Annotated in this window: 17 protein-coding genes; 13 read left to right on the top strand and 4 right to left on the bottom strand. The window is 72.3% G+C overall.

The genetic code is table 11. The features are described from left to right. Positions 1-56: 56 nt before the first annotated feature. Positions 57-2,906 (bottom strand): aconitate hydratase, encoded by a 2,850-nt coding sequence (locus tag ACY1JF_RS20510; RefSeq protein WP_462706622.1) that lies wholly within the window; start codon positions 2,904-2,906, stop codon positions 57-59. 299 nt (positions 2,907-3,205) lie between these two features. Here ACY1JF_RS20510 and ACY1JF_RS20505 point away from each other — a divergent pair, with 299 nt between their 5' ends. From ACY1JF_RS20505 to ACY1JF_RS20485, 5 genes are all read left to right on the top strand, one after another. After that, complete coding sequence (locus tag ACY1JF_RS20505; RefSeq protein ID WP_462706621.1) at positions 3,206-3,403, top strand: DUF4236 domain-containing protein; 198 nt, start codon at positions 3,206-3,208, stop codon at positions 3,401-3,403. Positions 3,404-3,512: 109 nt separating this feature from the next. Next, the gene (locus ACY1JF_RS20500; RefSeq protein WP_462706620.1) at positions 3,513-5,042 is read left to right on the top strand and encodes a helix-turn-helix domain-containing protein; all 1,530 of its coding nucleotides are present in this window, start codon (positions 3,513-3,515) and stop codon (positions 5,040-5,042) included. A 640-nt stretch (positions 5,043-5,682) separates the two neighbouring features. After that, complete coding sequence (locus ACY1JF_RS20495) at positions 5,683-6,669, top strand: ScbA/BarX family gamma-butyrolactone biosynthesis protein (RefSeq protein ID WP_462706619.1); 987 nt, start codon at positions 5,683-5,685, stop codon at positions 6,667-6,669. Continuing rightward, positions 6,666-7,358: an HAD-IA family hydrolase gene (locus tag ACY1JF_RS20490; RefSeq protein WP_462706618.1), complete on the top strand. Its 693-nt coding sequence runs from the start codon at positions 6,666-6,668 to the stop codon at positions 7,356-7,358. The genes ACY1JF_RS20495 and ACY1JF_RS20490 overlap by 4 nt, the downstream gene beginning before the upstream one ends. Positions 7,359-7,394: 36 nt before the next feature. Continuing rightward, entirely contained in the window at positions 7,395-8,597 is a 1,203-nt protein-coding gene (locus ACY1JF_RS20485; protein WP_462706617.1) for a cytochrome P450, read from the top strand. Between the two features lie 122 nt (positions 8,598-8,719). Here ACY1JF_RS20485 and ACY1JF_RS20480 read toward each other — a convergent pair whose 3' ends face one another. Then, entirely contained in the window at positions 8,720-9,076 is a 357-nt protein-coding gene (locus ACY1JF_RS20480) for an ArsR/SmtB family transcription factor (RefSeq protein WP_462706616.1), read from the bottom strand. Between the two features lie 189 nt (positions 9,077-9,265). Here ACY1JF_RS20480 and ACY1JF_RS20475 point away from each other — a divergent pair, with 189 nt between their 5' ends. The 6 genes from ACY1JF_RS20475 to ACY1JF_RS20450 all read left to right on the top strand — a co-directional run bounded on the left by ACY1JF_RS20475 (position 9,266) and on the right by ACY1JF_RS20450 (position 16,213). Beyond that, positions 9,266-10,738 carry an MFS transporter gene (locus ACY1JF_RS20475; RefSeq protein ID WP_462706615.1) on the top strand — a complete coding sequence of 491 codons (1,473 nt, stop codon included), beginning with the start codon at positions 9,266-9,268 and terminating at the stop codon, positions 10,736-10,738. A 5-nt stretch (positions 10,739-10,743) separates the two neighbouring features. Next, the gene (locus ACY1JF_RS20470) at positions 10,744-12,279 is read left to right on the top strand and encodes an FAD-dependent monooxygenase (RefSeq protein WP_462706614.1); all 1,536 of its coding nucleotides are present in this window, start codon (positions 10,744-10,746) and stop codon (positions 12,277-12,279) included. Between the two features lie 45 nt (positions 12,280-12,324). Next, positions 12,325-13,263 (top strand): beta-ketoacyl-ACP synthase III, encoded by a 939-nt coding sequence (locus tag ACY1JF_RS20465; protein WP_462706613.1) that lies wholly within the window; start codon positions 12,325-12,327, stop codon positions 13,261-13,263. Between the two features lie 58 nt (positions 13,264-13,321). Further along, on the top strand, positions 13,322-14,335 hold the full coding sequence (locus tag ACY1JF_RS20460) for an aldo/keto reductase (RefSeq protein ID WP_462706612.1): 1,014 nt from the start codon (positions 13,322-13,324) through the stop codon (positions 14,333-14,335). A 436-nt stretch (positions 14,336-14,771) separates the two neighbouring features. Continuing rightward, a complete protein-coding gene (locus ACY1JF_RS20455) occupies positions 14,772-15,620 on the top strand; it encodes an RNA polymerase sigma factor SigF (RefSeq protein WP_462706611.1) in 849 nt (282 codons plus the stop codon). 236 nt (positions 15,621-15,856) lie between these two features. Further along, complete coding sequence (locus tag ACY1JF_RS20450; RefSeq protein ID WP_462706610.1) at positions 15,857-16,213, top strand: ATP-binding protein; 357 nt, start codon at positions 15,857-15,859, stop codon at positions 16,211-16,213. 129 nt (positions 16,214-16,342) lie between these two features. Here the strand turns inward: ACY1JF_RS20450 and ACY1JF_RS20445 are convergent, their stop codons facing one another. Both ACY1JF_RS20445 and ACY1JF_RS20440 read right to left on the bottom strand, forming a co-directional pair. Then, a complete protein-coding gene (locus tag ACY1JF_RS20445) occupies positions 16,343-16,702 on the bottom strand; it encodes an STAS domain-containing protein (RefSeq protein ID WP_462706609.1) in 360 nt (119 codons plus the stop codon). Beyond that, positions 16,699-18,033, bottom strand: a complete 1,335-nt coding sequence (locus ACY1JF_RS20440) for a PP2C family protein-serine/threonine phosphatase (protein ID WP_462706608.1) — start codon at positions 18,031-18,033, stop codon at positions 16,699-16,701. The genes ACY1JF_RS20445 and ACY1JF_RS20440 overlap by 4 nt, the downstream gene beginning before the upstream one ends. Before the next feature lie 240 nt (positions 18,034-18,273). Here ACY1JF_RS20440 and ACY1JF_RS20435 point away from each other — a divergent pair, with 240 nt between their 5' ends. Continuing rightward, positions 18,274-22,434, top strand: coding sequence for a SpoIIE family protein phosphatase (locus ACY1JF_RS20435; protein ID WP_462706607.1), 4,161 nt, complete (start codon positions 18,274-18,276; stop codon positions 22,432-22,434). Further along, entirely contained in the window at positions 22,434-22,730 is a 297-nt protein-coding gene (locus tag ACY1JF_RS20430; RefSeq protein ID WP_462706606.1) for an STAS domain-containing protein, read from the top strand. The genes ACY1JF_RS20435 and ACY1JF_RS20430 overlap by 1 nt, the downstream gene beginning before the upstream one ends. Positions 22,731-23,083: the final 353 nt, after the last annotated feature.

The following is a 23,083-nucleotide window of genomic DNA, read 5'->3' as shown; positions in this document are numbered from 1 at the left end:
CACGGCACGGGCCGTGCCCTCCGGTGGGAGGACACGGCCCGGGACCGGTCGCGCGCCTACTTGCGGATCAGGCTGCGCAGCACGTACTGCATGATGCCGCCGTTGCGGTAGTAGTCCGCCTCGCCGGGGGTGTCGATGCGGACGACCGCGTCGAACTCGACGCCGGTGTCGGTGGTGACCTTCACCGTGCGCGGGGTGGTGCCGTTGTTCAGCTCGGTGACGCCGGTGATGGAGAAGGTCTCCTCGCCGGTCAGGCCGAGGGAGTCGGCGCTCTGGCCCTCGGGGAACTGGAGCGGCAGGACGCCCATGCCGATGAGGTTGGAGCGGTGGATGCGCTCGTAGGACTCGGTGATGACGGCCTTGACGCCGAGCAGCGCGGTGCCCTTGGCGGCCCAGTCGCGGGACGAGCCGGAGCCGTACTCCTTGCCGCCCAGGATGACGAGCGGGATGCCCTGCTCGATGTAGTTGCGCGAGGCGTCGTAGATGAACGACACCGGGGCGCCGGGCTGGGTGAAGTCGCGGGTGTAGCCGCCTTCCGTTCCCGGCGCGATCTGGTTGCGCAGGCGGATGTTGGCGAACGTGCCGCGGATCATGACCTCGTGGTTGCCGCGGCGGGCGCCGTAGCTGTTGAAGTCGCGGCGCTCGACGCCGTGCTCCGTGAGGTACTTGCCGGCCGGGGTGTCGGCCTTGATGGCACCGGCGGGCGAGATGTGGTCGGTGGTGACCGAGTCGCCGAGCTTGGCCAGGACGCGGGCGCCGGAGATGTCCTCGACCGGGGTGGTCTCCATCGTCATGCCCTCGAAGTACGGGGGCTTGCGGACGTAGGTGGACTCGCTGTCCCACTCGAAGGTGTTGCCGGTGGGGATCGGCAGCGCCTGCCACTGGGCGTCGCCGGCGAAGACGTCGGAGTAGGACTTGGAGAACATGTCCTCGCCGATGGCGCCGGCCACGACCTCCTCGACCTCGGCCTCGGAGGGCCAGATGTCCTTGAGGAAGACCGGGTTGCCCTCGGTGTCGGTGCCCAGGGCGTCCTTGGTGATGTCCACCTTCATGGAACCGGCGATCGCGTAGGCGACGACCAGCGGCGGGGAGGCCAGGTAGTTCATCTTGACGTCGGGGTTGATGCGGCCCTCGAAGTTCCGGTTGCCGGAGAGGACCGAGGTGACGGCGAGGTCGTGGTCGTTGACCGCCTTGGAGACCTCCTCCGGCAGCGGGCCGGAGTTGCCGATGCAGGTGGTGCAGCCGTAGCCGACGAGGTTGAAGCCGACCTTGTCGAGGTACGGGGTCAGGCCCGCCTTGTCGAAGTAGTCGGTGACGACCTTGGAGCCCGGGGCCAGGGTGGTCTTGACCCACGGCTTGCGGGTCAGGCCCTTCTCCACGGCCTTCTTCGCGACCAGCGCGGCGGCGACCATGACGTACGGGTTGGAGGTGTTGGTGCAGGAGGTGATGGCCGCGACCGTCACCGCGCCGTGGTCCAGCTCGTAGGTGGAGCCGTCGGGGGCGGTCACGCGGACCGGGTTGGACGGGCCGGGGCCGGGGACGACGGCCGAGTGCTGCGGGGCGCCGGCTCCGTTGTCGTCGCTGCCGTAGGCCGGGGCGTCGGAGGCCGGGAAGGACTCGGCGGAGGCCTCGTCGACCGGGGACTCGACGCCGTGCGGCCGCTCCTGCTGCGGGACGCCCGCCTTGCGGTCGTCGCCGCCGGTGACGCCGGCCTCGACGTAGTTGAGCACGTCGGCGCGGAACTGCTCGGCGGCGCGGGACAGCTCGATGCGGTCCTGCGGGCGCTTGGGACCGGCGATCGACGGGACGACCGTCGACAGGTCCAGCTCCAGCTTCTCGGAGAAGTCCGGCTCGGCGGCCGGGTCCAGCCACAGGCCCTGCTCCTTGGCGTACGCCTCGACCAGGGCGACCTGCTGGTCGCTGCGGCCGGTCAGGCGCAGGTAGTTCAGCGTCTCGTCGTCGATCGGGAAGATCGCGGCGGTGGAGCCGAACTCCGGGGACATGTTGCCGATGGTGGCGCGGTTGGCGAGGCTCGTGGCCGCCACGCCCTCGCCGTAGAACTCGACGAACTTGCCGACGACGCCGTGCTTGCGCAGCATCTCGGTGATGGTGAGCACCAGGTCGGTGGCGGTGGTGCCGGGCTTGAGCTCACCGGTCAGCTTGAAGCCGACGACGCGCGGGATGAGCATGGAGACCGGCTGGCCGAGCATCGCGGCCTCGGCCTCGATGCCGCCGACGCCCCAGCCGAGGACGCCGAGGCCGTTGACCATGGTGGTGTGCGAGTCGGTGCCGACCAGCGTGTCCGGGTACGCCTTGCCGTCGCGCACCATCACCACGCGGGCGAGCTTCTCGATGTTGACCTGGTGGACGATGCCGGTGCCCGGCGGGACGACCTTGAAGTCGTCGAACGCGGTCTGGCCCCAGCGCAGGAACTGGTAGCGCTCGCGGTTGCGGCCGTACTCCAGGTCGACGTTCTGCTTGAAGGCGTCGGGGGTGCCGAACTTGTCGGCGATGACGGAGTGGTCGATGACCATCTCGGCCGGGGAGAGCGGGTTGATCTTGTTCGGGTCGCCGCCCAGCTCCTTGACGGCCTCACGCATGGTGGCGAGGTCCACGACACAGGGCACGCCGGTGAAGTCCTGCATGATCACGCGGGCGGGCGTGAACTGGATCTCCTCGGACGGCTGGGCCTGCGAGTCCCAGCTACCGAGGGCGCGGATGTGGTCGGCGGTGATGTTCGCGCCGTCCTCGGTGCGGAGCAGGTTCTCCAGCAGCACCTTCAGGCTGTAGGGAAGGCGCGCGGAGCCCTCGACCTTGTCCAGCCGGAAGATCTCGTACGACTCGTCGCCCACCTGCAGCGTGCTGCGGGCGTCGAAGCTGTTCGCCGACACGACAGTCTCCTTCATTCATGTGCGCGTACCACCGCATCCTGCCGCCACGCCACCCTGGTCAATCCGCTGAGGTAAGGCTAAGTTAGGTAACCCTTACCGGAGCGGGTCCGGGGCGGCGACCGCAGTACGCCTCGGCAGATATCTCGATGTCGAGATAACTCTAGTACACAGGGGCGGAACGGTCATGCCCGGACCCGGTGTGGCGTGCGCCCCACACCCGCCCCCGCCCGGGTGGCCCACGGGGCCATCAGTACGCCGAGCGGGGGTAACCGATGGGTGCCGGGGCCCCCCGGCACGACTCGGAAGGAGGCACGATGCCCCTCACGTTCCGCAAGAGCTTCCGGATACTCCCCGGAGTGCGCCTGAACATCAACAAGCGGTCCTGGTCCATCACCACCGGCGGCGCGAACGGCCCCCGTCACACCCACAGCAGCACCGGGCGCCGTACGACGTCGATGGACCTGCCCGGACCGTTCGGCTGGCGGCGCACCCGCACGGCCAGGCGCCGCTGACCGGTCGTCACGCCACCGAGGCCGGTCCGCCGCCCGCTCGTCACCCTGTTCCCCACTCGAACGGACCCCCCGGGAGGCGCCATCTCATATCTGAGATAGCCTCAGTCTCATGGCAGACGACTACCTCGTACGCATCGGCAAGCTCATCCGTGACGCCCGGCAGCACCGCGGCTGGACGCAGTCACAGCTCGCGGAGGCGCTCGGCACCAGCCAGAGCGCGGTCAACCGGATCGAACGCGGCAACCAGAACATCAGCCTTGAGATGATCGCCCGGATCGGTGAGGCGCTGGACAGTGAGATCGTCTCTCTGGGCTACGCGGGACCGATGCACCTGCGGGTGGTCGGCGGCCGGCGCCTCTCGGGCGCCATCGACGTCAAGACGAGCAAGAACGCGTGCGTGGCCCTGCTGTGCGGCTCGCTGCTCAACAAGGGCCGCACGGTACTGCGCCGGGTCGCCCGCATCGAGGAGGTCTACCGCCTCCTGGAGGTGCTGAACTCCATCGGTGTGCGCACCCGCTGGATCAACGACGGCGTGGACCTGGAGATCGTGCCGCCGGCCGAGTTCGACATGGACGCCATCGACGCCGAGGCGGCGGTGCGCACCCGCTCCATCATCATGTTCCTCGGCCCGCTGCTGCACCGCATGGACCGCTTCAAGCTGCCCTACGCCGGCGGCTGCGACCTGGGCACCCGCACCATCGAGCCGCACATGATCGCGCTGCGCCGCTTCGGCCTGGACGTCGCCGCCACGGAGGGCCAGTACCACGCGGTGGTCGACCGCGCGGTCCGCCCCGGCCGCCCGATCGTCCTGACCGAGCGCGGCGACACGGTGACGGAGAACGCCCTGCTGGCCGCCGCCCGCCACGACGGCGTCACGGTCATCCGCAACGCCTCCTCCAACTACATGGTCCAGGACCTCTGCTTCTTCCTGGAGGCGCTCGGCGTACGGGTCGAGGGCATCGGCACCACGACCCTCACCGTGCACGGCGTCCCGGTCATCGACGCGGACGTCGACTACTCCCCCTCCGAGGACCCGGTCGAGGCGATGAGCCTGCTGGCCGCGGCGGTCGTCACGGAGTCGGAGCTGACGGTCCGCCGGGTCCCCATCGAGTTCCTGGAGATCGAGCTGGCGGTCCTGGAGGAGATGGGCCTCGACCACGACCGCACCCCGGAGTACTTCGCCGACAACGGCCGCACCCGCCTGGTCGACCTCACGGTCCGCCCCTCCAAGCTGGAGGCGCCGATCGACAAGATCCACCCCATGCCCTTCCCGGGCCTGAACATCGACAACGTCCCCTTCTTCGCGGCGATCGCCGCCTCCGCCCAGGGCAAGACCCTCATCCACGACTGGGTCTACGACAACCGCGCCATCTACCTGACCGACCTCAACCGCCTGGGCGGCCGGCTGCAACTCCTGGACCCCCACCGCGTCCTGGTCGAGGGCCCCACCCGCTGGCGCGCGGCCGAGATGATGTGCCCGCCGGCCCTGCGTCCGGCGGTGGTCGTCCTGCTGGCGATGATGGCGGCGGAGGGCACGTCGGTGCTGCGCAACGTGTACGTCATCAACCGGGGTTACGAGGACCTGGCGGAGCGGCTGAACTCGATCGGGGCGCAGATCGAGATCTTCCGGGACATTTGACGCGACCATGCCACCGCACCCCGTCCGACCTGTCATTTAGCGGGTCAGGGAGGGGTGCGGCGGCATGTCTGGGACTCTTCTGGGACTTCGGGCCTGCGGCGGGCCACGGTCCACGCTCCACGGGCTCCGCCGGCCGGCCCCGGCCACGCGAGGACCGCGTCGATGGCGGCGCCGCCCCGGGCGCCGGCGCGAGGCGGAGCGGGAAGCGGGGGTGCTTCCGCGGCGTGAACCCGGGACCGGAGTGCCCCGGCCGGCGGGGCCAGGGAGACGATCGATTCGCCAGCCTCCGATTCCTCGGAGGCGAAGAAGCGACGGAGGGCGTGGAAGCCGTGCTTCGGAACGGCCCCCGCACGGCCTGCCCCCGGCGAGGTGACCGCCGTTCAATTGGTGAACGCGGGCCGCACGGGCGCTCATGTGAACGCCCGATGTGGAGTTGGTTACGGACACCATGTGTGCGAAATGTGTGACGCGTTGCACATTCAGGACGTGAACGGTCGCTTTGGCCTGGGGGGTTTACTTCGCCATTGCCGAGGAGTGCCCGATTCATTTGTTGCGGACACGGCGAAATCACTGGCCGGTGATCCACGCGTCTAGGTATGGTCCCGGTCGTACCTAGCTCTGACGGAAGGGGGAGCCTGTCATGGCAGTCACGGCGCTCGGTTTCTCACGTACGGTCCCGCGTGACCTCGTACACAGAGAGGCACTGGCGGAGGTCTTCCTGACCGACTACCAGCCGAACGGTGACGGGTTATCAGTCGCCGCGCAGTTGCCGCGGACGCACAGCTACTACAACGATCACACCAACAACCCCGCACTCTACGACCCACTTGTGATCATGGAGGTGCTGCGGCAGTGCGGCATCCTCGCCTCGCACTGCCTCCTCGACGCGCCACGGGAATCGAGCATGGTCTTCGACGCGGCCACGCTGGAGGTGCTTCACACGGAGTCGCTCCGCATCGGGCCGAAACCCGCCCACCTCACGGTCGACTTCCAGCCGGAACAGGTGATGCGGCGCGGCGGGCGGCCCAGCGGAGCGGTGTTCCGCGCGTCCGTCTCGGTGGGCGGCGTGGAGGTTGCGCGGGGACGCCTGGAATGGCGGTGGATGACGCGCCGGACGTGGCAGGCCCTGCGGGAACGCGCCCGGGCCTCGCTCGACCTGACGCCCCGTGCCCACCTGACCGGGCTGCGGGTGCCGACGTACCTGGTCGGCCGCGGGTCGGTGCACAACGTGGTACTGGCCGGCGCCGACATCGAGGGTGACCAGGTGATCGGTCACGTGGTGGTCGACCGGGACCACCCCGGCCTCTTCGACCACCCGCTGGACCACATATCGGGTGCGCTCATGTTCGAGGCGTTCCGCCAGACCGCCCTGTACGCCGCCAGCGAGGTCCACGGCCTCGTTCCCCGGGGTCTGGTCGTCACCTCTGTGGACACACAGTTCCTGCGGGTCGGGGAGTTCGAGTTGCCCACCGACTGCAGGGCGCGGGTGGGCGCGGCCGGCACGGACGGTGTCTCGGTCACCATGGACATGGTGCAGGAGGAGCACACGATCGCGACGGCGCGGGTCGGTCTGCAGCGGTCCTGCCTGGCGGTTCCCGTCGCCGAGACCGCGCTGGCGTCGGCATGACGGCGGTGTCCCGCGCGGTGGGCGGCGAGGAGACCGCGGCGATGATCTGGTTCGACTTCGGCGGAGTGCTGTCCCCGCCGCTGGACGAGCTCTTCCGGTCGTTCGAGAAGAAGACCGGCATCACCCCGGAGCAGATGCAGAGCGCGATGGCCGAAGTCGGGAGCGAGCTGGGGGTTCCGGTCCTCGCTCCCATCGAACTCGGCGAGATGCCCGAGGCCGAGTGGACCGCGCTGCTCTCCGCGGCGTTGCGCCGGAAGTGGCCCGAGGTCGACCAGTCCCGGGCGGACTGGGCGCGGTTCGGCCGGCAGTGGTTCGAGGGGATCACGGTCAACGAGAGCATGGCCGCCGCGGCCCGGCGGCTGCGCCGGGAGGGCTTCCGGGTGGGAGTCCTGTCCAACAACGTGCGGGAGTGGCAGCCGTACTGGACGAAGATCATCGAGTCCGTGACGTTCGACGCGGTGGTGGACTCCTGCGACCACGGTGTCCGCAAGCCGCAGCAGGAGATCTACGCCCTGGCCCGCCGGACGGCGCAGGTGGCGGCCGACGACTGCGTGCTCGTCGACGACCTGGCGGAAAACTGCGCCGCCGCCGAGGCGGCGGGCTGGACCACGGTCCACTTCCGCGACACGCGGCAGGCACTGCTGGAACTGAGCGCGATCACCGGTGTCCGTCTGTGCCGTATGCCCTGACAGGCCACGTCCGCACCTCTTTCCACTGGAGCACACATGACCACCCTCGTCCCCGAAGCGACCGGCATCGAAGGCATCGCGAACCTCGACCCGGAGCCCGCCTTCACCCCGCTCGCCGAGCGCAGCAGCGGCGGTGTCAGCCAGATCGTCCTGCCCAGCGGGCACACCGCCCTTCACCTCACCCGCTACGCGGACGTGCACCGGGTCCTCACCGACCCCTCGTTCGGCCGCACCGCCACCAACACCGAGGAGGGCCCCAGCTTCCTGCCGACGATCATGCCGAAGGAACTGCTGCTCAACCTGGACGCACCCCACCACGCGCGGATGAAGACCTTCGTCAACGCCGACTACAGCGCGTCCGGGGTGGAGCAGTTGCGGCCCCTCGTGCGGGAGCTGGTCAGAAAGAAGGTGGCGCGCCTGCGCACCGAGGAGCACCCGGACCTGTACGCGACGGTCCTGGACCGGCTGCCCGCGGAGGTCAACGGGCGCTTCCTCGGCATACCCGACGAGGACATCCCCTTCTACCGTCCGCTCGCGCACACCGTGCAGATCGCCTCCCACCAGGACGTTCCCGGGCTGGTGGAGGACTTCACCGTTCTGTACGGGTATCTGACGGATCTGGTGACCGGTGCCCGGCCGCGGGCGGAGGGCGGTCTGATCGACCGCTTCGTGGCGGCGCGCGGCACCGCGGAGCCGCCGCTCAGCGACGCCGAACTGGTGGGCATCCTGCTCGGCTCCGTGCTCGGCGCGGACCAGAACGTGCTGTCCGTCGCCGCCAAGACCGTCTACGCGCTGCTGTGCCGGCCCGTGCTGTGGCAGCGCCTGGTCGCCCGTCCCGAGGAGACCGGTGCGGTCCTGGACGAACTGATCCGGCTGATCCCGCTGGGCAACATCTCCGCCTTCCCCCGGCTGGCCACCCGCCGGGTGGAGATCTCGGAGGGGGTCATCGAACCGGGTGACGTGGTGTACCCGGACGCCTTCCAGGCCAACCGGGACCCGGCGGTCTTCCCCGACCCGCTGGTCGTCGACCCGGACCGGAAGGGCAAGCGGCACCTGCAGTTCGGCTACGGGATGCACCACTGCATGGGTGCGGCCCTGGCCCGCATGGAGATCGGCGAGCTGCTCACCGTCCTCGCCGCGGAGCTGCCCGGCCTGACCCTGGCGGCCGACCCGGAGACACTGCCGTGGGACAGCGGGGTGATCCTGCGCCGTCCCACGTCGCTCCCCGTGCGCTGGTAGCGGCGTCTCGCGACGGCCACCGCGGTCCCGTCCGCGCGCACCGGTCGCGCGCGGACGGGACCGCGGTGGCGGGAGGCGTGACCGGCGGGCGCCGCGGGCCCCGAGGGCGCGGGCGGACCGCTTCACACGTGCTGCGCTTCCCGCGGGAGGACGTCCGTTCCCGGCGGCGCGGGGTTGTCCGCCAGGAGCCTCAGCAGGCCCGGGAAGCGGTCCGCGATGTCCTGCCGGCGCAGTTGCGCGCAGCGGCTGTTGCCGCGGTCGACCTGCCGGATCAGACCGGCTTCCCGCAGGATGCGGAAGTGATGGGTGCGGGTGGACTTCGACACCGGCAGCCCGAAGGACGTGCAGGTCCGCTCGGTGTCCTCGACCTGGCGCACCAAGGTGGCCATCACGTGGTAGCGCAGAGGGTCCGACAGGGCCTTGAGCACGGTGAGGAGGTCCATCTCCTCGGTGGTGGGGTGCCCTTCGGTGTCCGGCATGCCCGAGCTCCTTACAGATCCGCTGCCGCGTCGTCGCACGCCCAAAGGTACTACTTGCGTCCGACCTTGGTCCCGTGCCAGCTTTAGGTACGACAGAAACCGTACCTATGGGGTGGCCGTTTCCCCATGGCCGCGCACCGCCGCCCGCCGCCCCGAAGAGACGTCCGCTCAACGAATCCGGAGCCTTCCGTGGCCTCATCGACCACCGATCCCGTGTCCTCCGCACCTCCCGCCGTCGCGGACGAGCGCGCCGCGGCGGCAGCGCCGGGCGGCACGGGGCTGACCCTGTTCGCCGTGCTGCTCGCGGTGTTCGTCGTCCCCACCTCCATCTCCGGCACCGCGGTCGCGCTGCCGGACATCGGCGCCGACACCGGCGCCGGATCGGCCCCCCTCCAGTGGGTCGTCAACGCCTTCAACGTGGCCTTCGCCTGCTTCACCCTGGTGTGGGGAACGCTCGCCGACCTGATCGGCCGCATCCGCGCCTTCGCGCTGGGCGCCGCGGTCTTCGCCATCGCCTCCCTGGTGTGCGCGCTCGCCCCGAACGTCTACGTGCTCGACGGCGCCCGCGCCCTGGCCGGCCTGGGCGGCGCCGCCATCTTCGCCTGCGGCAGCGCCATCCTGTCCTCCGCCTTCGACGGCCCCTCCCGCGCCAAGGCGTTCGCCCTGTTCGGCACGGTCGCCGGCATCGGCGTGGCGCTGGGCCCGACGGTGTCCGGCCCGGCGGTCGACGCGCTGGGCTGGCGCTGGATCTTCGGCCTGCAGGCCGCGGTGCTGGCCGTCGTCCTGCTGTGCGTGCCGGCGATCTCACGGCGCGTGAAGGAGCAGCCCGCCCGCACCGGCCGCCTGGACGTGCGCGGCGCGGTCGTCTTCGTCTCCGCCATGGCCGCCCTGACCTACGGCATCGTCCAGGGCTCCGCCTGGGGCTGGGCCGCTCCGGGCACCCTGGGGCTGCTGGTCCTCGCCCTGGTGCTGCTGGCCCTGTTCTCCGCCCTGGCCAAGCGCACCGAGGCACCGCTGCTCGACGTGTCGCTGCTGCGCGACCGCCGGTTCGTCGCCTACACCCTGGTGCCGGTCGCCGCGTCCTTCGGCTTCGTCACCCAGCTCACCTACCTGCCCTCGTACCTGGCCACCGTCGCCGGGTACAGCGCCTCCACCGCGGGCGCCACCATGCTGCTGCTCACCCTCCCCGTCCTGGTCCTGCCCATGGTGGGCGCCAAGCTGGTCGAGCGGGGCATCTCGCCCGTGGCCGTCGTCCTCGCCTCCCTGGTGTGCCTCGTCGTCGGCGACCTGGGACTGCTCCTGATCGGACCGGACGCCTCGTTCGCCGTGATGGCACCCGCCATGCTCGTCACCGGCGCGGGCATGGGCCTGTCGGCCGGACTGGTCGACGGCCAGGCCCTGGAACTGGTCGAACCCGCCAAGGCCGGCATGGCCGCCGGCTTCATCAACACCCTGCGCCTGGGCAGCGAGGCGATCGCGGTCGCCGTCTTCGGCTCCCTCCTGGCCTCCCTGGCCGCCGACCGTTCCGCGACCGACCCGGCCGGCGGCTACGACAGCGCCTTCCACACCCTGCTGTGGGCGATGGCGGCGGTCTGCCTCGTCCTCGGCGTCCTGGTGATCACCCTGACCCGCGGCTCCGCCCGCACGGAACAGGCCGGGTGACACCGGTGGCCTCCTCCAGCCGCGGCGCCGCGCGCGCCGCCCAGCGCGTTCCGGTGGCCGTCGTCGGCGGCGGACCGGTCGGCATGCTCGTCGCCGCCGAACTCTCCCGGTACGGCGTCCCGGTCACGGTCGTCGAACAGAACCCCGCCACACTCGACGTCCCCAAGGCCGGCACACTGCACGCGCGTACCGCCCAGACGCTGAGCCGCCGCGGTTACCTGCCCGCGACCGAACCCGCCCCGCACCTGCTCGGCAAGGAGCGCACCCAGCCCTTCCACTTCGCCGGACTGCCCTGGCTGACGATCACCGGCCCCGCGGTGGAGGGCGAGCCCATCGTCGGCCGGTCGCAGGGCGACCTGGAGCGCCTCTTCGAACGCGTCGCCCTCCAGCACGGAGCCACCGTCCTGCGCGGGCACCGCGTCGTCGCGCTGGAGCAGGACGAGGAGGAGGCCACCCTCACCCTGGACGGCCCCGACGGGCCCTCCCGTCTGCGCGCCGGCCACGTCGTCGGCGCGGACGGCGCGCGCAGCCTGGTGCGCGAGCAGACCGGCATCACCTACGAGGAACACCTGCCGCGCACCCAGGCCGTCCTGGGCCTGGTCGACCTCGACGACCCCTACGCCGCGCCGCCCGGCTGGACGGTCACCGAACACGGCTGGACCGTCATCGGCCCGAACCCGCACGGCCCCAGCCGGGTCGCCGCCTTCGACTTCGCCGGTCCCCGGCCCGACCGGCGCACCCCGCTGACCCTGACCGAACTCCAGGCCACCGTCTCCCGGATCGCGGGACAGGACATCCCGATGCGCAACGCCCGCTTCCTGGACCGCTTCAGCGACTACTCGCGGCTCGCCCACACCTACCGCGGCGGCCGGGTGCTGCTGGCCGGGGACGCCGCCCACGTCCACTTCCCGGTCGGCGGCCAAGGGCTCAACCTCGGCATCCAGGACGCGGTCAACCTCGCCTGGCGCCTCGCCCACCACCTCCAGGGCTGGCCCGGCGCCGACCTGCTCGACGACTACACCGCCGAACGCCGGCCCCCGGCCGCTCGCACCATCGACAACACCCGCGCCCAGCTGGCCCTCATGACCCCGGGCGCGGACCACGACCCGCTGCGCGCCCTCTTCACCGACCTGCTGCGCAACCCGGCGGTCAGCAGACAGCTCGGCGACATGATCAGCGACCAGGACGTCCGTCTGCCCGGCTCCCCCGGGCAGTCCCCCTGGACCGGGGCCTTCCTCCCGAACATCCCGCTGCTCGTCGACGGCCACCGCACCGGCGTGGCGCACCTGACCCGCTCCGGCCGCATCCAGCTGCTCCTGCTCGACCCGGCCACGGCGGCCGACCTGGAGAAGGCCGCCGCCCCCTGGCAGAAGGCCGTGGACGTCGTGCACGCCGAGGCGGAGACCCCCCTGCCCTTCACCGCCCTGCTGCTGCGGCCGGACGGCTACCTCGCCTGGACCGTCGACGGACCGGCCGCCGACGGCAGGGAGCTGGAGCGCGCCCTCGACTCGCTCCTCGGGCGACGCGTCCCGGCCCCCTGACCCCACCCGTCCCGTCCGCAGCACGCCCACTACCGGAGGTCCCACGTGGAGGGAACCCGCATCACGGCCCTCGGCCACTACCAGCCCGCCCGCGTCCTCACCAACCACGACCTGGAGCGCATGGTCGACACCGACGACGCCTGGATCCGCAGCCGTGTGGGCATCCGCACCCGGCACATCGCGGACGCCGACGAGACGGTGGACTCCATGGCCGCCCAAGCCGCCGCGAAGGCACTGGCCAACGCGGGTGTCGCGGCCGGCGACATCGACCTGGTCCTGGTGGCCACCTGCACCGCCGAGGACCGGGCCCCCAACATGGCCGGCCGCACCGCGGCCCGGCTCGGCATCCCGCACCCCGCCGTCCTCGACATCAACACGGCCTGCTCGGGCTTCAGCCACGCCCTCGCCCTCGCCGACCAGGCCATCCGCACCGGTTCGGCCACCCGCGCCCTGGTCGTGGGCTCGGAGAAGTTCTCCTCCGTCACCGACTGGACCGACCGCGCCACCTGCATCCTCGTCGGCGACGGGGCGGCCGCGGCCGTGGTCGAGCCGTCCGCCACCGCGGGCATCAGCCCCGTCGTATGGGGCTCCTTCCCCGACAAGGGGTCCGCCGTACGGATCGAGGGCACCCCGGCCCGCTTCGCCCAGGAGGGCCAGACGGTCTTCCGCTGGGCCACGGGCGAGCTGCCCGCGCTGACCCGCACGGTCTGCGAACGGGCCGGCGTCGCGCCGGAGGAACTGGCCGCGGTCGTCCTGCACCAGGCCAACCTCCGGATCATCGAGCCGCTGGCGGCCCGGCTCGGAGCCGTCAACGCGGTGGTGGCCACCGATGTCACCGACTCCGGCAACACCTCCGCGGCCAGCGTCCCGCTCGCGCTGTCCAAGCTCCTGGCCGAGGGAGCCGTCCCCTCAGGGGCCCCTGTCCTCCTCTTCGGATTCGGCGGCGGACTCGCCTACGCCGGACAGGTCGTCACCGCCCCCTGAGCACCACCCCGGCCCCGGCCGGCACCGGCGTACCCGATCACGCGACAGGAGCAGAGCAATGACCACCACCGGCACCTCCCGCCTGGCCACCGTACGGCTCGGCCGCGGCGGCCCGGCCGTGGGCGTCCAAGGACTGGGCTGCATGGGCATGAGCTTCGCCTACGGACCCACCGACATCTCCGAGGCCCGCGCCACGCTGGAGCACGCCCTCGAACGGGGAGTGACCCTCTTCGACACCGCGGACGTCTACGGCGCCGGCGCGAACGAGGAACTGCTCGCCCCCTTCGTCGCCGCCCACCGCGACGACGTCGTGGTCGCCACCAAGTTCGGCATCGTCATGGACCCGCAGGACCCCACCCGGCGCACCGTCCGCGGCGACCGCTCCTACCTGCGCGGCTCCATCGAAGCCAGTCTGCGCCGCCTGGGCACCGACCACGTCGACCTGTACTACATGCACCGCCGCGACCCCGCCGTGCCGATCGAGGAGACCGTCGCGGCGATGGCGGAACTCGTGGCCGAGGGCAAGGTGGCCCACCTCGGGCTCAGCGAGGTGACGGCCGACGAGGTCCGGGCCGCGGCGGCCGTCCACCCGATCGCCGCCGTCCAGTGCGAGTGGTCGCTGTTCAGCCGGGGCGTGGAGGACGGCGTCGTCGCCGCCGTCCGGGAGACCGGCGCGGCGCTGGTGCCCTACTCCCCGCTGGGCCGCGGCTTCCTGGCCGGGCTGTTCCGCGACGCCGAGGAGGAACTGCACCCCGCCGACCTGCGCCGCATACTGCCCCGGTACACCGGCGAGGCCGCACGGTCCAACCAGGCCCTGCTGTCGCCGCTGCGCCACGTCGCCCGCAGGCACGGCGCCACCCTCGGCCAGATCGCCTTGGCCTGGGTCCATCACCAGGCGGCCGGACACGGACTGCCCGTCGTCCCCATCCCCGGGACGCGCCGTCCCCAGCGGGTGGCCGAGAACACCGCCGCCACCCGCATCGCCCTCACCTCCGACGACCTGTCCCTCCTCGATCCGCTGGCGGCCCAGGTCGTCGGAGCGCGCTACCCGGGGACGCTCGCACCGTCCTGAGGACGCCGGGCACTCGGTGCGGCACCAGGCGGTGGCACCGCACGGCCGCCCGCTTGCGGGTCTGTACGGTGAGCGGTGTGACTCCCGAGCCGGAAGCGGCAGCCGACGAGTGACGTCGAGGCCGGGGAGGCCGTTGTGAGCGAGGCCGGTGCCGTGGATGACGGGCTGGTCACCGAGCCGGTGGCCCGGGCCCAGGCCGGCGGGGTGGGGCCCGCCGGGGAGGGCGGTCTGTCGCAGCAGCTCACGAGGCGGGCACCTCGATCACGGGGCGGGCCCTGACGGGACCGGCCTCCGGGCGGGCCTTTCCCGCCCTCGGCTTCACGATCTCTTTCTTCCGCTGGTCCGCCTTCGGGCATACCGGCCCGGCGACGGGGTACACGCTCGTCCGTCGACCGACCAGCATGACCGCTGGCAGGAATTCAGGGAGGGCGCCGTCATGGCGATGACCACCGCGCGGGCGCAAGAGGCGATCACCACCGGGACGCTCCCGGCACCGGCCGATCCGACGAAGGTGGCGCCCAAGGACGCGCGGGAACTGTCGCGGGTGTTCTTCGACCGGCTGGCGGCACTGGAGGAGGGCACGCCCGAGCACCAGTACGCGCGCAACACGCTGATCGAGATGAACATGTCCCTGGTCCGCTACGCGGCCGCCCGCTTCCGCAGCCGGGGCCCGGAGGAGCGCGAGGACATCGTCCAGGTCGGCATGATCGGTCTGATCAAGGCCATCGACCGGTTCGAGCTGACCCGCGAGGTGGAGTTCACCTCCTTCGCCGTGCCGTACATCGTCGGCGAGATCAAGCGCTTCTTCCGTGACACGTCCTGGGCGGTGCACGTGCCGCGCCGCCTCCAGGAGGCCCGCGTCGAGCTGGCCAAGGCCACCGAGGAACTGCGCAGCCGGCTGGGCCGCACCCCCACCACCAGGGAACTGGCCGAGCTGATGAGCCTGCCGGAGAAGGAGGTCGTGGAGGCCCGGCTGGCGTCCAACGGCTACAACTCCACCTCGTTGGACGCCACCGTCAGCGGCAGTGAGGACGGCGAGGCCGCTCTCGCCGACTTCATCGGCACGGAGGACGCGGCCCTCTCCCTCGTGGAGGACTTCCACGCGCTCGCCCCGATGATCGCCGGCCTCGACGAGCGCGACCGGCGGATCATCCACTGGCGGTTCGTCGAGGAGCTCACCCAGAAGGAGATCGGCGAGCGCCTCGGCGTCTCGCAGATGCATGTGTCCCGGCTGATCTCCCGGCTGCTGGCCCGGCTGCGGGAGGGCATGCTCAGCGACGACTGACCCGCGAAACCGTCGCCTGCGCGTCCGCTCCGTCCCCGGCCGGGGCGGACGACGGCCGACAGAACTACTGTAGGGACGGCATATGTTCCTATGGGCGCGGGAGATGTCGGCGTGCCGTGTATCACACGGGGGATGACGTGACGGTGGGGATGGGAGTGACCGGACCGGAGGGCTCGTCGGCCGAAGCGGCCGAAGCGGGCCCGCACGTGGTTTCGCGGACGTTCGGCCGGGATGCGTTGCGCATCGCTGAGGCGCGGGACTTCGCGGCCGACTACCTCGCCCGGTCGCAGCGGGAGCGGGGGCGCCCCCTGCCGCCGGGTGCGTCGGGGACCGTCCAGCTGGTGGTGAGCGAACTGATGACCAACGCGGTCAAGTACGGTTCCGGACCGATCGAGCTGGTGCTGGCCCGTACGGAGGACGTGGTGAGCGTCACCGTGCGGGACGGCGGTACGACCCTGCCGGTGCCGAGGCCCGCCGACCCCCGGCGGGTCGGACAGCACGGCCTGGAGATCGTCGCCGCGCTGAGCCTGGACCTGGACATCCGGCGTGAGCCGGCCGGCAAGCGCGTCACCGCGCGCATCGCGCTCGGTTAGCTCCGCGGCGGCCGGCCACCGCGCGCATCGCGGCTCGGTCGGCTCCGCGGCGGCCGGCCCGTCCGGCGCCCGGGTCCGGGGCCGGGCCAGGGCCGTCACCGGGCGGCGCCCCCGGAACGGGCCGCCCGGTCACTTCCGCAGTGCCGCGACGGCCGCCTCGGTACTGGGGTGGAAGGTGAAGACCTGGTCGAGGCCCACGACGCTGAAGACGCGCATCTGGTCCGGGTTGACCCCGGCCAGGCTGAGCGGGGCACCGGTGCGCTGCGACCTCTGGTAGGCGCCGACCAGCACGGTGATGCCGGTGGAGTCGCAGTAGGTCAGGCCGGACAGGTCCATGATCACGCCGGCGGCGTCGAAGGCGGCGTCGTCGACCGCCCGGGCCAGCAGCCGGGCGGTGTGGTGGTCCAGCTCACCCGTGACCCGCAGGACGAGGGGTCCCGAGGGGATCTGGTGCGGGGTGACGGCCAGCAGGTGTTCGTTCTCGATCACCGGTTCTCCAGAGTACGGGGCGCGGGGGGTACGGGTACGGAGAGGGCGAGCAGAGCGGTGTCGTCACTGACGCCGTCGCCGAGCCGCCGCAACAGTCCCTCGACCGAGTGCAGCAGCTCGTGCGCCGTGCGGGGGGCCGTGGCTGCCAGGTGACGCGTGAGACCGTCCTCTCCCAGCATGGTGCCCTCGGCGGTCCGCGCTTCCGTGAGGCCGTCCGTGTACAGCAGCAGGCTCTCGCCGGGTCGCAGCAGGGTGGTGGTCCGCACGAAGTGCGGGTCGGGCAGCATGCCGATGAGCTGGCCGCCCGCCGTGGAGATGGGCTCCACCGAACCGTCCGTCCGCAGGGCCAGGGCGGAGGGGTGCCCGCCGCCGGCCAGGGTGATGGCGTGGGAACCGTCGGGCAGGGACCGCAGGACACCGAAGACGGCCGTGCAGTAGCGGGGGTCGCTGCCCTGGTACTCGCCTTTGAGGACCGCGTCCAGGTTGGCCAGGGCGGCGCACGGGTCCGGGTCGTAGATGGCGGCGGCGCGCAGGGTGTAGCGGGTGAGCGAGGTCAGCGCGGCGGCGTCCGCGCCCTTGCCGCACACGTCGCCCAGGAAGAACGCCCAGCGGCCGTCGTCCAGGGGGAACAGGTCGTAGAAGTCCCCGCCCACCTCGTCCGCGGAGGCCGTGTGGTAGGCCGCCGCGGCGTGCAGGCCGGGCACCTCGGGCAGGGCGGGCGGGAGCAGGGTGCGCTGCAGGACCCGGGCGAGGCGTTCGGCCTCGGCGCGTCGCTCCCGTTCGGCCGCGACCGTGCGCATGGCGGACAGGCGCAGTTCCAGCTCGTCCATGACCAGGGCGGCCAGGTCCTGGAGGGCTTCGAGCTGGCTGTCGGTGGGGTGGCGGGGCCGGGTGTCCAGGACGTCGACGGTTCCCAGGCGCTGCCCGTCGGCCGTGGTGATCGGCGCCGCGGCGTAGAAACGGACCCCCGGCTCGCCCCGGACCAGGGGGTCGGCGAGGGCGCGCTCGTCGGTGCCGGTGTCGGTCACCACGTAGGGCTCGCCGTGGAGGATGGCGGAGGCGGACAGACCCGGTCCGCGGTCGATCTCGGTGACACCGTGGAGGCCGTGGGCGGCTTTGAACCACACCCGGTCCGTGTCGACGATCGCCACCGTCGCCATGGGCGCGTCGAAGACACGCGCGGCCAGGGAGGCGATCCGGTCGAAGGCGCCGTCGGGCGGCGTGTCCAGTATCCGGTAACGGCGGACGGCGGCCAGCCGCGCCTCCTCGGCGACGGACCGTTCCGAGGCGGTCCGCACGGGGCTCGCCGTCATCATCTCCCCCTGCGTCATCGTTCCGCGCTCTCCCCTGCCGTCGGCGAGCACCGCCGACTGGCCTATCCTACGGAGTCGTCGCAAGTGGCGGGCGGTCCCCCCGGGGTCCCGGGCCGCGACAGGGGCAGGGGCAGCGGCGGCCCGTGGGGTTCCTCCGCGGCGTTGTTCCGGAAGGCGGTGCGGGCACTCGAGAAGCCGGTCGGCGGGCGACCGCTGTCGCGGCTGCCCGCTCGGACGGTGCGAGGAAGAGGGTGTCCAGTGGGGCGTTCGGAAGACGCCGCGCACGAGATCGTGCCGGCGCCCGGGGCAGGCGTGTTCACCACCGACCAGGAGGTCGGCCCGGACCTCGCCCGGGTGGACTGGGCGGCGACCGGGCTGGGCCCGCCGCAGCAGTGGCCGCAGAGCCTGCGCACGGCGGTGAGCATCCTGCTGTCCTCCCGGTTCTCGATGTGGATGGCGTGGGGACCGGAGCTGACGTTCTTCTGCAACGCCGCCTACCGGCGCGACACCCTGGGCGCCAAGTACCCCTGGGCGCTGGGGCGGCCGGCCCGCCAGGTGTGGGCGGAGATCTGGAACGACATCGGCCCGCGCATCGACACGGTGATGAGCACGGGTGAGGCCACCTGGGACGAGGGTCTGCTGCTGTTCCTGGAACGGTCCGGCTACACGGAGGAGAGCTACCACACCTTCTCCTACAGTCCGCTGCGCGACGACGACGGCACCGTGGTCGGCATGCTCTGCGTGGTCAGCGAGGACACCGAGCGCGTCCTGGGCGAGCGCCGGATGACGACCCTGCGCGACCTCGGCTCCGACCCCAGCGTGGTCCGCACCGAGCAGGAGTGGCTCGCCTTCGCCAACCAGCAGCTGGCCCGGAACAGGCGGGACCTGCCCTTCACGCTGACGTACCTCCTGGAGGCCGACGGCAGTGCCCGGCTGGCGGACGCCACCGGACTGGCCGCGGGCCACCCGGCCGCCCCGCCGACGCTGCCGGCCGACGGCTCCGGCGTCTGGCCCGTGGCGCCGCTGGCGCGCGGCGAGTCCGTCCTGGTGCCGCTCGACGACGCCCCCTTCGCCGGCCACCTCCCGGCCGGTGACTGGCCGCTGCCCCCCGCGCGGGCGCTGGTGCTGCCGCTGCTGCAGCAGGGCGGCGCGCCCTACGGGTTCCTGGTGGCCGGGCTCAACCGCTACCGGGCCCTGGACGACGCCTACCGCGGGTTCGTCGAGCTGACCGCGGGCCATGTCGCCGCGGGGATCGCCAGTGCCCGCAGCCACGAGGCCCAGCAACGGCGGGCCGAGGAACTCGCGGAGCTGGACCGGGCCAAGACCGCCTTCTTCTCCAACATCAGCCACGAGTTCCGCACCCCCCTGACCCTGATCATGGGGCCGGTGGAGGAACTGCGCTCCCGGCTGGCCGGCGCCGATACCCGGGTACGGGAGGAACTGGAGGTCATCCACCGCAACGGACTGCGCCTGGGCAAGCTGGTCAACTCCCTGCTGGACTTCTCCCGCATCGAGGCCGGCCGGATGCAGGCCCGCTACGAACCGGTCGACCTGTCCGTGGTCACGGCCGACCTGGCCAGTGTGTTCCGGTCCGCCATCGACAAGGCCGGCCTGGACTTCCAAATCGACTGCGACCGGCTGCCCGAGCCGGTGTACGTCGACCGCGGCATGTGGGAGAAGGTGGTCCTGAACCTGCTGAGCAACGCGCTGAAGTTCACCTTCGACGGCTCGATCCGCGTCACCGTGCGCGCCGAGGACGCGCGGGCCGTGGTGACGGTCGCCGACACCGGCATCGGCGTGCCGGCGGCGGAGATACCGCGGCTGTTCGAGCGGTTCCACCGGATCGAGAACGCCCGCTCCCGCTCCAACGAGGGCAGCGGCATCGGACTGGCCCTGGTGAAGGAGCTGGTGGCGCTGCACGGCGGCACGATCACCGCCGACAGCGTCGAGGGGGAGGGCACCTCCTTCACCGTCCGCCTGCCGTTCGGCTCGGCCCACCTGCCCTCCGACGCCCTGGCCCCGGCCGAGGACGGCCGGGGGGCGTCGACCGCCGACCCCTTCGTGCAGGAGGCGCTGCGCTGGCTCCCGGACGAGATCACCGCGGAGGCGCGCGCGACGGCGACGGCGGCCGACCCGTCGGGTTACGCCACCGCCCCCGCCGTCGCGGCGCGGGTACTGGTCGCCGACGACAACGCCGACATGCGCGAGTACCTGACGCGGCTCCTGGACGGCGCCGGATACCGGGTGGACACCGTCGACGACGGCCTGGCGGCCCTGGAAGCCGTCCGTGCCGACGCCCCCGACCTGGTGATAAGCGACGTCATGATGCCGGGTCTGGACGGCCTCGGGCTCGTGGCGGCGCTGCGCACCGACCCGCGCACCATGTCGGTGCCGGTGGTGCTGCTGTCCGCCCGGGCCGGTCAGGAGGCGTCCATCGAGGGGCTGCGGGCCGGAGCCGACGACTACCTCGTCAAGCCGTTCGCCGCGGCGGAGCTCCTGGCCCGGGTGCGGGCCAACATCGAGCTGGCGCGGCTGCGCAACCACCAGGCGCGCTGGCGCAAGGCGCTGGTGGACTCCCTCCAGGAGGCGTTCTTCGTCTGCGACGAGGAGGGTGCCGTCGTCGAGATCAACACGGCCTTCGCCGACACCCTCGGCTACGGTCCCGACGGCCTGCCCTACCCGCCGGTCCACCCCTGGTGGCCGGATGCCGAGACCGATCCGGAGGGGCACCGCGAGGTCGGCGACGCCTTCGCGCAGCTGCTGAACGACCCCAAGGGCTCGTACACCATTCCCGTGACGCACCGGGACGGGCACCGGCTGTGGGTGACGGCCACGTTCAACCGGGCGCAGGACCCGGACACCGGACGCCAGGTGACCGTCGGGACCTTCCGTGACGTCACCGCCGAGCACTACGCGGTGCAGCGCAAGAGCGCCCAGGCCGCGCTGAGCATGCGGCTGACCCAGGCGACCAGTCTGCCGGAGGCCCTCGCGGGCTCGCTGGCGGAGCTGAAGGAGCTGTGGCGTGCCGAGCGCGTGCTGGCCGCCGTCGCGACCGCCGGCCAGGAGGTGTCGGTGACGGCGACCGACGCGGGCCTGCGCTGGCAGGACCTGCCCGCCGAGCGCCGGGAGCGGCTGTCCGCCTGGCTGGAGCAGCCGCTGCTGACGCCCGTCGAGGACGGCACCGGGGCGGGCATCACGGTCGGCCACCCCGAGGGCACCATGGTGGTGTGGCTCGACCTCGGCGGCCACCGGCCCTTCACCGGTGAGGACCAGCTGCTGCTGTCCCTGCTCGCCGGGCAGCTCTCCCAGGGGCTGTCCCGGGCCCACCAGATCGACCAGCAGCGCGAGACCGCCATCGCCCTGCAACGCTCCATCCTCGGTCCGGCCGACCTGCCCGACGGCTTCGCCGTCCGCTACGAACCCGCCACCCAGCCGCTGGAGGTGGGCGGGGACTGGTACGACACCGTCCGGCTCCAGGACGGCCGCATCGGCATCGTCGTCGGCGACTGCGTCGGACGCGGACTCGAGGCCGCCACCGTGATGGGCCAGCTGCGCAGCGCCTGCCGGGCCCTGCTGCTCCAGGACTCCAGCCCCGGGCAGACCCTGATGGCCCTGGACCGCTTCGCCGCCGGTGTCCCCGGCGCGATGTGCACCACCGTCTTCTGCGGCGTCCTCGACCCCGCCACCGGCTCCCTGACCTACTCCAGTGCCGGACACCCGCCGGGCATCCTCACCCACCCCGACGGCACCACCGTCCTCCTCGACCAGGGACGCTCCGTGCCGCTGGCCGTGCGCCCCGGCCGGCACCGGCCCGAGGGCACCTGTACCGTGCCCGCCCGCGCCACCCTGCTGCTGTACACCGACGGCCTCGTGGAACGCCGCCGCCGTCCGCTGACGGCCGGCATCGACCAGGCGGGTGAGGCCGTGCAGGCCGGCCGGGACGCCGCGGTCGACGAGCTCGCCACCCAGGTCATGACGCGGCTGGCCCCGGCCGGCGGCTACGACGACGACGTGGCGCTGCTGCTGTACCGGCACCCGGCCCCGCTCGACATGGCCTTCCCCGCGGAGTCCGCGCAGCTGGCGCCGGTCCGCAAGGCCCTGCGCAGCTGGCTCACCCAGTGCGAACTTCCCCCGCACACGGTCCAGAACGTCCTGGTGGCCGTGGGTGAGGCCTGTGCCAACGCCATCGAGCACGGCCACCGGGACGCCCCCGGCGACACCGTCCGCCTCCGTGCCGAGGCGCTCGTCGACGACCTGCGCCTCACCGTCGCCGACACCGGCCGCTGGAAGACCCCCCGGCCCGAGGCCAACGCCCACCGTGGCCGTGGCGTGGCGTTGATGCGGGCGCTGATGCAACAGGTCACCATCACCTCCGGCGCCGCCGGCACCACCGTCGACATGCACACGAGGATCGCCTGATGACCACGCTTCTGACCCTGACCTCCAGTCGTCGGCCTGACGGCGTCACCGAGCTGACGGCCGTCGGTGAGATCGACATGAGCAACACGGAGGCGTTCGCCACCGCGATCGAGACCGCGCAGGGCCCGCTGGTCATCGACCTGACCGGGATCGAGTACCTGGACAGCGCCGGCCTGAGCATCCTCTTCCGCCACGCCGACCGCATCGAGCTGATCGCCACCCCGCTCCTGGCGCCCGTGCTGGAGGTGTCCGGACTGGCCGACCTGACCACCGTGCACGGCGTGGGCGGCGCCTGAGACCACCGGCGGCACGGCCGCGGCGGCGCTCCCCCGTCGCCCGTGCCCCGGCCGAGGAGGACGGGGCCTGCCCGGCACCGCGCGCCGCAGGACGTCGCCGGGGAGGCCGCCGGCCACGGCGGCCACGGGCACCGGGAGGCAGGGGCCGACGAGGCGCTGCCGGTCCCGCCCGGGGTGGCGGGCCCCGCCCTGGGCGGCGGGCCCCGCGTCCGCCGCGGGGGAGGACGCCCCGGGGAAGCCCGCCACGGCGGTGCACCACCACGTGGCGGGTGCACCACTACGTGGCGGGTGCACACGACCACGTGGCGGGTGCGGCGGCGTCGAGACCGTACGCGCACGGGCGGCGCCGGCGG

The organism is Streptomyces sp. SYSU D01066-1, from assembly GCF_054956795.1.
This window is presented reverse-complemented; position numbering and strand designations above follow the sequence as displayed.

What these genes read in the sequence shown, in the direction of transcription:
- ACY1JF_RS20460 (WP_462706612.1), top strand. Translation starts at nt 13,322, where the DNA reads ATGACCACCACCGGCACCTCCCGCCTGGCCACCGTACGGCTCGGCCGC.
- ACY1JF_RS20485 (WP_462706617.1), top strand. Translation starts at nt 7,395, where the DNA reads ATGACCACCCTCGTCCCCGAAGCGACCGGCATCGAAGGCATCGCGAAC.
- ACY1JF_RS20430 (WP_462706606.1), top strand. Translation starts at nt 22,434, where the DNA reads ATGACCACGCTTCTGACCCTGACCTCCAGTCGTCGGCCTGACGGCGTC.
- ACY1JF_RS20510 (WP_462706622.1), bottom strand. Translation starts at nt 2,906, where the DNA reads ATGAAGGAGACTGTCGTGTCGGCGAACAGCTTCGACGCCCGCAGCACG.
- ACY1JF_RS20480 (WP_462706616.1), bottom strand. Translation starts at nt 9,076, where the DNA reads ATGCCGGACACCGAAGGGCACCCCACCACCGAGGAGATGGACCTCCTC.
- ACY1JF_RS20505 (WP_462706621.1), top strand. Translation starts at nt 3,206, where the DNA reads ATGCCCCTCACGTTCCGCAAGAGCTTCCGGATACTCCCCGGAGTGCGC.
- ACY1JF_RS20500 (WP_462706620.1), top strand. Translation starts at nt 3,513, where the DNA reads ATGGCAGACGACTACCTCGTACGCATCGGCAAGCTCATCCGTGACGCC.
- ACY1JF_RS20455 (WP_462706611.1), top strand. Translation starts at nt 14,772, where the DNA reads ATGGCGATGACCACCGCGCGGGCGCAAGAGGCGATCACCACCGGGACG.
- ACY1JF_RS20440 (WP_462706608.1), bottom strand. Translation starts at nt 18,033, where the DNA reads ATGACGCAGGGGGAGATGATGACGGCGAGCCCCGTGCGGACCGCCTCG.
- ACY1JF_RS20490 (WP_462706618.1), top strand. Translation starts at nt 6,666, where the DNA reads ATGACGGCGGTGTCCCGCGCGGTGGGCGGCGAGGAGACCGCGGCGATG.
- ACY1JF_RS20495 (WP_462706619.1), top strand. Translation starts at nt 5,683, where the DNA reads ATGGCAGTCACGGCGCTCGGTTTCTCACGTACGGTCCCGCGTGACCTC.